Below are 10117 nucleotides of genomic sequence, written 5' to 3' on the forward strand. Positions count from 1 at the left end.
TATGGTGAATTTCGTGCGTAGGGTGTGTGGCGGCGCAGCCGACACGCACGCGGGCATTGGGCAGCGGCAAACGGATGCACGGCGACGCGCTTGATACATTCGCGCAAAACCCCTCGCCACCAAATACTCTTTCATCTCATTGCCACCAAATCCATGCGAGCAGCCATCGCCGGGAAAGCCGCCGCCGGGCGGATGCGGGCGATTGCTCCGCCCAAAGCCGCGCCGTTGTGCTACATTCGCCGCCGCACATTTACTTGAACGAGGCAATCACATGAACTGGTACCAACTGATACGCGAAGACTTTTCCGTGGTGTTTGAGCGCGACCCGGCGACGCGCAGCCGCATCGCGGTGCTGACCCTGCACACCGGCTTCTGGGCGGTGGCGTTTTACCGGATGCAGCACGCGCTGTGGAATCTTGGCCTGCGCTGGCTGCCGCGCTGGCTGTCGCTCGTCTCGCGCTGGATGACCGGGGTGGAAATCCACCCGGCGGTGGTCGCGGGCAGGCGGCTCTTCATCGACCACGGCATGGGCGTCGTCATCGGCGAAACCGCCATCCTCGGCGACGATGTCAGTATCTATCAAGGAGTTACCCTCGGCGGCACCACCTGGAGCGAGGGACGGCGGCACCCGTCGGTCGGCTCGAACGTCATCCTCGGCGCCGGGGCGAAAGTCCTCGGCACGGTACACGTCGGCGACCACGCCCGCGTCGGCAGCAACGCGGTAGTGGTGAAAGAAGTCGAGCCCTACACCACCGTGGTCGGCGTCCCCGCGCGCGCGGTGCGGCTGCGCCACGAAGAAGGCGAGCAGTTTTCCGCCTATGGCCTCAGCCACGAAGTCATCCCCGACCCCATCATCACCATGCTGGAGCAGCTCAGCGCGCGCGTCGCCAAACTGGAAGCGGAAAACGCCGCGCTGAGGCAGCGCCATGACTGACCGGGCGTACTTCGACTACGCCGCCACCGCCCCCTGCGAGCCGCAAGTGGCGGCGCAACTGGCGGAGGATTTGACCGCACCGTGGGCGTTTGCCAACGCGGGCGCGACCTACCAGCCCGCGCTGGAAAACCGCCGCCGCCTCGAAGACGCCCGCGCCCAACTGGCGGCGGTCATCGGGGCGGACGCGCGTGAAATCGTCTTCACCAGTGGCGCGACCGAGGCGGACAACCTCGCCCTCAAAGGCGCGCTCGGCTACCACGGCGTCAAACAGCCGCACCTCATTACCGTACAAAGCGAACACAAGGCGGTGCTTGACCCCGCCGGGGCGCTGGCAAAAGCGGGGGCAAAAATCACCATGCTGCCGGTCGGTCGCGACGGCCTGCTGGATTTGGACGCGCTCGACGAAGCGCTTGCCACCGCGCCGACGCTGGTCAGCGTGATGGCGGTCAATAACGAAACCGGCGTCGTGCAGCCCATCGCCGACATCGCCGCGCGCGTACACCGCGCCGGGGCGCGGCTGCACGTCGATGCCGCACAAGCCTTGGGCAAACTGGCGCTGGACGTGCGCGGCTGGGACATCGACATGCTGAGCCTCTCCGGCCACAAAATCGGCGCCCCGGTCGGCATTGGCGCGCTTTATGTGCGGCGGCTGCCGAAAATGCGCCTGCAAGCCCAACAACACGGCGGCGGACAGGAGCGCGGCCGCCGCTCCGGTACCTCGCCGGTCGCCCTCATCCGCGCCTTTGCCCTCGCCGCCGACATCGCCGAACACGCACGCGAGGCGCGCTGGCAACACGTCGCGGCATTACGCGCCACGCTGCTGGCCGGGCTACCTGCGACGATGCACGCCAATGTACCAGAGGAAACCCCGCAAGCGCCGCACATCGTGAGCATTCACACCGGACGCCCCGCGGCGGACGTGCTGCGCGCGGCAGATGCCGCCAGACTGGCGCTGGCGGCAGGCTCGGCGTGCAGCGCCTCCGACGAAGGCTCGCACGTCCTGCGCGCGATGGGCTTGAGTGATGCGGCGGTGCAAAGCGTGCGCGTCAGCCTGTCGCATCGCACAACGGCGGCGGAAATCGATCGCCTTGCCGCCTTTTTGCGCGACATCGCGGGCGATTAAAACGCGCGCCATCCCGGAAAAACCATGCCCACCTACACCGTCAGCCAATTAAACGCCCACGTCCGCGCCCAGCTCGAAAGCGACTACCGCGACCTCTGGGTTGAAGGCGAAATCAGCAACCTGAGCCGCCCCGCCTCCGGCCACCACTACTTCACCCTCAAGGACGACGCGGCGCAAGTCGCCTGCGCGCTGTTCAAGGGCAACACCTTCGGCCTGAAACTGCCCGCACGCGAGCTGGCCAACGGCCTCGCCGTGCGCGTTCACGGCCGCGCCACCCTCTACGAACCGCGCGGCAGCTACCAGCTCATCCTCGACCAGATAGAGGCGGCGGGCATCGGCGCGCTCGAAGCCGAACTCAAACGCCGCCGCGAACGGCTCGCCGCCGAAGGCTGTTTCGATGCGGCGCGCAAGCGTCCCATCCCGCCCGACCCACGCCGCATCGGCATCATCACCAGCGCCAGCGGCGCCGCCATCCACGACGCGCTCACCACCTTGCGCCGTCGCAACCCGCTCGTCGGCGTCATCCTCTACCCCTCGCTGGTGCAGGGCGAACTTGCCCCGGCGCAGCTCATCAGCCAAATACAAGCCGCCAACCGCCGTGCCGAATGCGACACGCTGCTGCTCATCCGCGGCGGCGGCAGCCTCGAAGACCTGTGGGCGTACAACGACCCCGCGCTCATCCGCGCCATCGCCACGAGCCGCATCCCCGTCATCAGCGGCGTCGGCCACGAGACCGACGTCACGCTTGCGGATTTGGCCGCCGACCTGCGCGCCCCGACGCCGACTGCTGCCGCCGCGCACAGTTGCCCCGACCTTGCCGGGCGGACGCAAACCCTCGCCCATCTCGCAGAACGCCTGCGGCAGGCGGCACGCCGCCAACAACAACAGCGGCAACAACATCTGCACCACCTCGCCCACCGCCTGCACCAACAAAGCCCGCAGCGACAAATCCGCACCGCGCAACAGCGCGCCGACCAGCTCGGCGAACGCCTGCACGCCGTCGCCCACCGCCGCTGCCAGGGCGAACAGGCGCGGTTGCGCGTCCTGACGCAGCGCCTGTACCAGCAAAACCCGCAGCCGCACATCCAGCGCGCGCAACAGCACACCGGCCAGCTCGGCGAACGCCTGCACGCCGCCACCCGCCGCCGCTGCGAGAGCGAACAGGCACGGTTGCACGCCCTGATGCAGCAATTGCACCAGTTAAGCCCGCTCAACATCCTGCAACGCGGCTACGCGCTCGCCAGCAACGCCGACGGCAAAACCCTCACGCGCAGCGACGCCGTCCAGCCGGGCGAAAAAATCAGCGTCCGTCTCGCCACGGGGCGCCTGCACTGCACCGTCAACCGCCGCAGCAAAAACTGATTGCCGTAAGGCGCGTTTGCCATGCCACAAGAGATGTTTGCCATAAATGACCGACCTGCGACAGCGCGTTCGTAGGGTGTGTGGCGGCGCAGCCGACACGCACGCGGGATTTTTTGCACCAGCGTAGAAAACCGCGTCGCAACAGCATTCAAAACGACGTATAGCCATCCACCCCGTCAATCACTAACCCGCAGCACTTCGCACAACGCGCGCAGCGCCGCTGACGGTTGCCGGTTTGGATAGTACAAAAAGAAACCGTCGTAGCGCGGCAGCCAGTCCTCCAGCACCGGCCGCAGCCGTCCGTCATCCAGATAATCGCGGCAAAATACATCCAGCGCATAGGCCAGTCCCAAGCCGCGCATCGCCGCATCCAGCATCAGCTCCGGATCGTCCAATACCAGCGCGCTGGACACCGCCTGCTCGAACGCCTGCCCGTCGCGCACAAACTCCCAGCGATACAGCCTTCCGCCGCCCAGCTGACGAAAACCGATACAGCGATGCCCGGCCAAATCCTGCGGCGTCTGCGGCGCCGGATGGCGGGCGAGATATTCCGGCGCGGCGACAATCACCGCCTGCACCGGCGGGGTGATGCGCACCGCGACCATATCGCGCGCGACGCTGCCGCCGAGCCGCACCCCCGCATCAAAACCGGCGCTGACAATATCGACAAAACCATTCTCGGCGGCAATATCCAGCCGCACATCGGGGAAGCGTTCGGCAAAAGCGCGCAGCTTCGGCAACAATACACACGACGCAATGCCGCGCGGCACAGAAAGCCGCACCTGCCCCGTCGGATGCGCGCGGAAATCATTGACCGCCTCATCCGCCGCCTCCAGCGTCGAAAGCGCCGGCGCAATCCGCGCGAGCAGCGCCTGCCCCGCCTCGGTCAGCGCCACACTGCGCGTCGTGCGGTGGAAAAGGCGCACACCGAGCCGCGTCTCCAGCGCGCGCAGCCCGTGCGACACCGTGGATGGCTGCAAATCGAGGCGCGCCGCCGCCGCACGCAAACTGCCTTCCTCGGCAATCGCCACAAAAATCGCAAAATCCGCAAAATCACCTGCTCGCATTGATGGCTCTCCGGCAACAAGGCATACAACAAAACGGGGCTTATGCTAGCGCATCGCAGCCGCTACCATTGTGCGAAAACCAACCCGGAGCCAAACATGAAAACCCTCGTCAATCTCTTTCATCCGCACCTCGACAAATCCACCGTGCACCGCGCCTGGGCGCAGCGCCTCGCGCAAGAGGCGGACATCACCCTGCGCGACCTCTACGCGCGCTACCCGGACGGCAAAATAGACGTCGCCGCCGAACAAGCCGCACTGCTCACGCACGACCGCCTCGTCTTCGAGCATCCCTTCTACTGGTACAGCACGCCGCCCTTGATGAAACAATGGCTGGACGACGTACTCACCTACGGCTGGGCGTATGGCGCGGGCGGCAACGCGCTTGCCGGCAAAGAATGGCTGTCGCTCATCTCCACCGGCGGCCCGGCGGACTCCTACCAGGCGGGCGGCTACAACCGCTTCTCGATGAGCGAGTTCCTGAAACCGCTGCAACAAACCGCGCATCTGCTGCAAACCACCTTCCTGCCGCCGTTTATCTTCCACGGTGCGGTACAGGCAACGCCGGAAGCCGTCGCGCAATCGGCGGAGGCGATGCTGGCGCACCTCCGCGACCCGCTGCTTGATCCGCAAAAACGCCTCGCCGCGCTGCTGGGCGAGATGGATGCGGAAGGGGTTACGCTGTAAACGGTTCGCCCCAATATAGCCATCCACCGAAAGTTTCAGACAAGGCGCGCCGCTGAAGACAGTACGCGGTTGTACGGCGAAGCGGCGCAACACAGTATGAGGCTTTCGGTGGATGGCTATAAAAAGCGGTGCTTTCAGGCACCGCTTTTGGTTACCTCGCGCAGCGTCTGCAACACTCCCGCCGCGTGTCTGGCAACCTTCACCTTGCGCCACTCGCGCACCACTTCGCCCTGCGGGTTGAGGAGAAAGGTACTGCGCTCGATACCCAGATACGTCTTGCCGTAATTGTGTTTTTCCTTGATGACGTCAAAGGCGCGGCAGAGGATTTCCTCCGGGTCGCTGACCAGCTCGAAGGGAAACTGCCGTTTGGCGCGGAATTTCTCGTGCGAAGCGAGGCTGTCGCGCGAAACGCCGACAATCTGCGCACCGAGCGCGGTGAAATGGGTGTGCAGCGCGGCGAAATCCTGTCCTTCCGTGGTGCAGCCGGGGGTGGCGTCTTTCGGGTAAAAATAAAGCACCGTCCATTGCCCGCGCAAACGGTCGGCGGAAAAGGGCGTGGCAGCGGTGCTCATCAGGCTGAAATCTTGCGGCAAATTCATGTTTATCAACTCCGTAGTCATCGGGCGGGCGCTTGATTTTAGCATCCTGAAGCGCATAACATTGCCGCTTCATTTTTACCCGGAAATCGTATGTTTAGAGGTTCTATCGTCGCCTTGGTGACGCCGATGCACGACGACGGCAGCGTGGACTGGAACGCGCTCGCCGCGCTGATTGAATGGCATTGCACGAGCGGCACCGATGCCATCGTCGCCGTCGGCACTACCGGCGAATCCGCCACCCTAAGCCCCGCCGAACACAAGGCCGTCATCCGTTTCACCGTGGAAAAAGCCGCCGGGCGCGTGCCGGTGATTGCCGGTACCGGCGGGAATTCCACCAGCGAGGCGATAGACCTCTCGCTGGCCGCTTACGATGCCGGCTGCGCCGCCACCCTGCAAGTCGTCCCCTACTACAACAAACCGCCACAACGCGGCCTCTACGCCCACTTCAAGGCCGTCGCCGACGCCGTGCCGATGCCGCATCTGCTCTACAACGTCCCTGGCCGCACCTCATGCGACCTGCTGCCCGATACCGTCGTCGCCCTCGCCGCAATCCCGAACATCATCGGCATCAAAGAAGCGAGCAACATGGCGCGGATGGTCGAGCTGCGCGCCGTCTGCCCGGCAGGATTTGACATCCTCTGCGGCGAAGACGGCCTCTCCGCCGAAGCACTGTGCAACGGCACCGTGGACGGCGTCATCTCCGTCACCGCCAACCTCGCGCCGGACATCATGCACGACATGGCCACAGCAGGCCTTGCGGGCGAACACAACCGCTGCCACGCGCTCAACGACCGCCTCGCGCCGCTGCACGAAGCCATGTTCTACGAATGCAACCCGCTGCCGGTCAAATGGGCACTGCACCGCCTCGGCAAAATCGGCCCCGGCATCCGCCTGCCGCTGGTGCCGCTCGCGCCCGACGTACAAACCCGCGTCGAAGCCGCGCTGCGCCACGCCCAACTCCTCTAACCCCTCGCGAATCCCATGAAAACACACATCCTGCCCCTCCTCGGCGCCGTCCTGCTCATGACCGCCTGCAGCAACACCAGCCTGCGCGACGCCATCCCCGACCGCCGCCCCGATTACCGGCAAAGCAACGTCAGCCGCCAACTGGAAGTCCCGCCTGACCTGAGCGGCGGTACCCTCGACGACCAGCTCACCGTGCCGGACATGAACCCGGCCAGCGTCGCCAGCTACCGCGCCTACAGCCAGGACAACGCCATCCGCGACAAACGCGGCTTCATCGAAGTGCTGCCGCAACTCTACGGCGTACAAGTCATCGAACAACCCGGCACCCTGCCCTACATCCTCGTCTCCGCCGACACCTCGACCACCTGGAGCGCCGTCAAAAAATACTGGGAAAACAACGGCATTCGCCTGCGTACCCAGGAGCCCGCCATTGGCCTGATGGAAACCGACTGGCTGGAAAACCAGTCCGACCTGCCGCGCACCGGCTTCAGCGGCCTGCTCGACAACCTCATCAAACTCACCCACGACAGCGGTACCCGCGACCGCTACCGCGTCCGCTTCTCGCGCGAAGGCGACAAAACCGGCGTCAGCATCGTTTACAGCCAGGCCGAAGAAAAAGCCGTGCGCGACCTCAACAGCAAAGACCCGCAAGGCTTCCGCTGGAGCCAGACCGACAACGACAACCCTGAACTCCAGCTCGAAATGACGCGGCGCATCGCGCTCTTTGTCTCCGCCGAACTGCGCCGCCAGCACGAAGTCAGCCAGCAACACGCGGGCGAAGGCGACCTCACCGGCGGCGCGGTCAACGGCGTACGCGCCCAACTCACCACGGCGGGCGGCCACCCGGCGCTCACCATCCAGGGCAACTACGGCCAGGCATGGCGCGTACTCGGCATCGGCCTTGACAAGGCGAGCTTCTCCCTCGAAAAACAGGACTACAAAAGCGGCACCTACCAGGTGCAATACCTGCCGCAGAGCGCCGAAAAAGTCCAAAAAACCGGCTTCTGGTCGCGCCTGTGGGGCAACAAAAAACCCCAAAACGCGGACAACGCACCGCGCTACCTCATCCGCCTCTCCGACCAGGGCAGCCACAGCATCGCCGTCGTGCAAACCCCGGACGGCAAGGCCGCGAGCGACAAAGAAGCCCGCGCCCTGCTCGAAACCGTACAGAGTGCGCTGTAACACGCCGCATCGCACATACCCACAGGGTGCGCTCCGGCGCACCTTCTTTATATAGCAATCCTCACAAAGCCCTATACGGCGTTGCGCCGCTTCGCCGTACAACCGCGTACTGTCTTCAGCGGCGCGCCTTGTATAGAACTTTGTGAGTATTGCTATATTTCTCTACCCAAGGAAACCCGCATGAACCTCAACACCCCCGCCGAACGCATCGCCGCCCTGCGCGCCGCGATGAAAGCCGCCCACCTCGATGCCTGGATTGCGCCGTCCGCCGACCCGCACCTCTCCGAATACATTCCCGAACACTGGCAGACCCGCCGCTGGCTCTCCGGCTTCGACGGCTCCGTCCCCACCCTCATCATCACCGCCGACCGCGCCGAACTGTGGGCGGACAGCCGCTACTGGGAGCAGGCGACGCAACAACTCGCGGGCAGCGGCGTCGTCCTGCAAAAACTCGGCTTCGGCAAAACCCACATCGACAGCCTCGCCGAACACCTCGCGCCAAACAGCCGCGTTGGCGTCGCCGCCGATATGCTCTCGCTTGCCGCCAAGCGCCAACTGGAAGCCGCCTTCGCCGCGAAAAACATCAGCCTGGACACCGCACACGACCTGATTGACGCCCTCTGGCAAGACCGCCCGCCGCTGCCACAAGCGCCCGTTTACCCGCACGACCCGGCGTACATCAGCGAGCCAACCGCCGCCAAACTCGCCCGCGTCCGCGCCGCCATGCACGAACACGGCGCGACGCACCACCTCATCTCCAGCCTGGATGACATCGCCTGGCTGACCAACCTGCGCGGCAGCGACGTCCCCTACAACCCGGTGTACCTCGCCTTCCTCCTCATCGACGAGCGCAGCGCCACCCTCTACCTCGACGAGCAGAAACTCGCCCCCGCTGCGACCGCCGTCCTCGCTGCCGCCGACATCACCACCGCCCCCTACAGCGCGATTGGCGCGGCGCTCACCCGCCTCGATGGCCGCCTGCTGCTCGACCCGGCCAAAACCGCGATTAGTACCCTCGCCGACCTGCCCGCCACCGTCGCCCTCATCGAAGACACCAACCCGTCCTTCCTCTACAAATCCTGCAAAAACGAACGCGAACTGGCGCACACCCGCGAGGCGATGATTGCCGACGGCGCCGCCCTCTGCGGCTTCTTCGCCGAACTCGAAGCCAAACTGGCAGCAGGCGAAGCGCTGACCGAACTCGACATCGACCCACTGCTGGAAAAACACCGCAGCCAGCAACCGCAGCACATCAGCGCCAGCTTCGGCACCATCGCCGGCTACAACGCCAACGCCGCGCTGCCGCACTACAGCCCCAGCGAAAAGAACCACAGCCGCATCACCGGCGACGGCCTGCTCCTCATCGACTCCGGCGGCCAATACCAAAACGGCACCACCGACATCACCCGCGTCATCCCCGTCGGCACGCCCAGCGCCGCACAAAAACGCGACTACACCCTCGTCCTCAAGGCGCACATCGCCCTCGCGCAAATCACCTTCCCGGACGGCATCGCCGCTCCCTTGCTCGATGCCATCTGCCGCGCACCGATGTGGCAGGCACACTGTGACTACGGCCACGGCACCGGGCACGGCGTCGGCTACTTCCTGAACGTGCACGAAGGGCCGCAAGTGCTGTCGTACCGCGCCCCCATTCACGCCCACAGCGCGATGAAAGAAGGGATGATTACCTCGAACGAACCCGGCCTGTACCGCCCCGGCCAATGGGGCATCCGCATCGAAAACCTGATGGCAAACCGCCGCGTCGAAAGCCCGCAAGAAAGCGACTTCGGCGACTACCTCTACTTTGAGACCCTCACCCTCTGCCCGATTGACACCCGCCTGATAGAGCGCGCGCTGCTCACCGACGCGGAAGCACAGTGGCTGAACGACTACCACGCCACCGTGCGCGACAAACTCGCACCACGCACCACGGGCGCGGCGCGAGAATGGCTGGAAGCCAACACCCGCCCCATCTGAACCGCAAAAAAGCCCGCTCCGGCGGGCTTTTTCTTGCACGGTGCTTTTCTTTTACCTGTAGGGTGGGGCTTGCCCCACCGTTCCAAAGCGTCCCGTTAATGGTGGGTCAAGCGCCACCCTACCCATTTACATACACCATAGCGAGAAGGTGTATGTAAATGCCTCTGCACCATTTCTTGACAACCAAAGCCCGCAGCCGCGCCATTTCCCCTGTTCACCAAAG

Annotated in this window: 9 protein-coding genes; 7 read left to right on the top strand and 2 right to left on the bottom strand. The window is 65.0% G+C overall.

Annotated features, from left to right (window positions below; translation table 11 throughout):
• Positions 1-271: 271 nt before the first annotated feature.
• From cysE to xseA, 3 genes are read left to right on the top strand one after another with little or no spacing between them, the layout of a single operon-like run.
• Positions 272-934, top strand: a complete 663-nt coding sequence (gene cysE / locus Q0349_RS12060; RefSeq protein ID WP_298081253.1) for a serine O-acetyltransferase — start codon at positions 272-274, stop codon at positions 932-934.
• A complete protein-coding gene (locus tag Q0349_RS12065; RefSeq protein WP_298081255.1) occupies positions 927-2057 on the top strand; it encodes a cysteine desulfurase family protein in 1131 nt (376 codons plus the stop codon). The genes cysE and Q0349_RS12065 overlap by 8 nt, the downstream gene beginning before the upstream one ends.
• Positions 2058-2081: 24 nt before the next feature.
• Positions 2082-3419 carry an exodeoxyribonuclease VII large subunit gene (gene xseA / locus Q0349_RS12070; protein WP_298081256.1) on the top strand — a complete coding sequence of 446 codons (1338 nt, stop codon included), beginning with the start codon at positions 2082-2084 and terminating at the stop codon, positions 3417-3419.
• A 176-nt stretch (positions 3420-3595) separates the two neighbouring features.
• Here the strand turns inward: xseA and Q0349_RS12075 are convergent, their stop codons facing one another.
• A complete protein-coding gene (locus Q0349_RS12075) occupies positions 3596-4486 on the bottom strand; it encodes a LysR family transcriptional regulator (RefSeq protein WP_298081257.1) in 891 nt (296 codons plus the stop codon).
• 96 nt (positions 4487-4582) lie between these two features.
• Between Q0349_RS12075 and Q0349_RS12080 the strand changes: the two genes are divergently transcribed.
• Positions 4583-5170 (top strand): NAD(P)H-dependent oxidoreductase, encoded by a 588-nt coding sequence (locus tag Q0349_RS12080; protein ID WP_298081258.1) that lies wholly within the window; start codon positions 4583-4585, stop codon positions 5168-5170.
• Between the two features lie 134 nt (positions 5171-5304).
• Here the strand turns inward: Q0349_RS12080 and Q0349_RS12085 are convergent, their stop codons facing one another.
• Positions 5305-5769 carry a peroxiredoxin gene (locus Q0349_RS12085; protein ID WP_298081260.1) on the bottom strand — a complete coding sequence of 155 codons (465 nt, stop codon included), beginning with the start codon at positions 5767-5769 and terminating at the stop codon, positions 5305-5307.
• Between the two features lie 90 nt (positions 5770-5859).
• On the opposite strand from Q0349_RS12085, the gene dapA reads away from it, so the two are divergent.
• The 3 genes from dapA to Q0349_RS12100 all read left to right on the top strand — a co-directional run bounded on the left by dapA (position 5860) and on the right by Q0349_RS12100 (position 9894).
• Positions 5860-6735: a 4-hydroxy-tetrahydrodipicolinate synthase gene (gene dapA / locus Q0349_RS12090; protein WP_298081261.1), complete on the top strand. Its 876-nt coding sequence runs from the start codon at positions 5860-5862 to the stop codon at positions 6733-6735.
• Between the two features lie 15 nt (positions 6736-6750).
• Positions 6751-7917 carry an outer membrane protein assembly factor BamC gene (gene bamC / locus Q0349_RS12095; RefSeq protein ID WP_298081262.1) on the top strand — a complete coding sequence of 389 codons (1167 nt, stop codon included), beginning with the start codon at positions 6751-6753 and terminating at the stop codon, positions 7915-7917.
• A 180-nt stretch (positions 7918-8097) separates the two neighbouring features.
• Positions 8098-9894, top strand: coding sequence for an aminopeptidase P family protein (locus Q0349_RS12100; RefSeq protein WP_298081263.1), 1797 nt, complete (start codon positions 8098-8100; stop codon positions 9892-9894).
• Positions 9895-10117 lie beyond the last annotated feature (223 nt).

It is taken from the genome of uncultured Cardiobacterium sp. (assembly GCF_938028185.1).
In the GTDB taxonomy this organism is placed as follows: domain Bacteria; phylum Pseudomonadota; class Gammaproteobacteria; order Cardiobacteriales; family Cardiobacteriaceae; genus Cardiobacterium.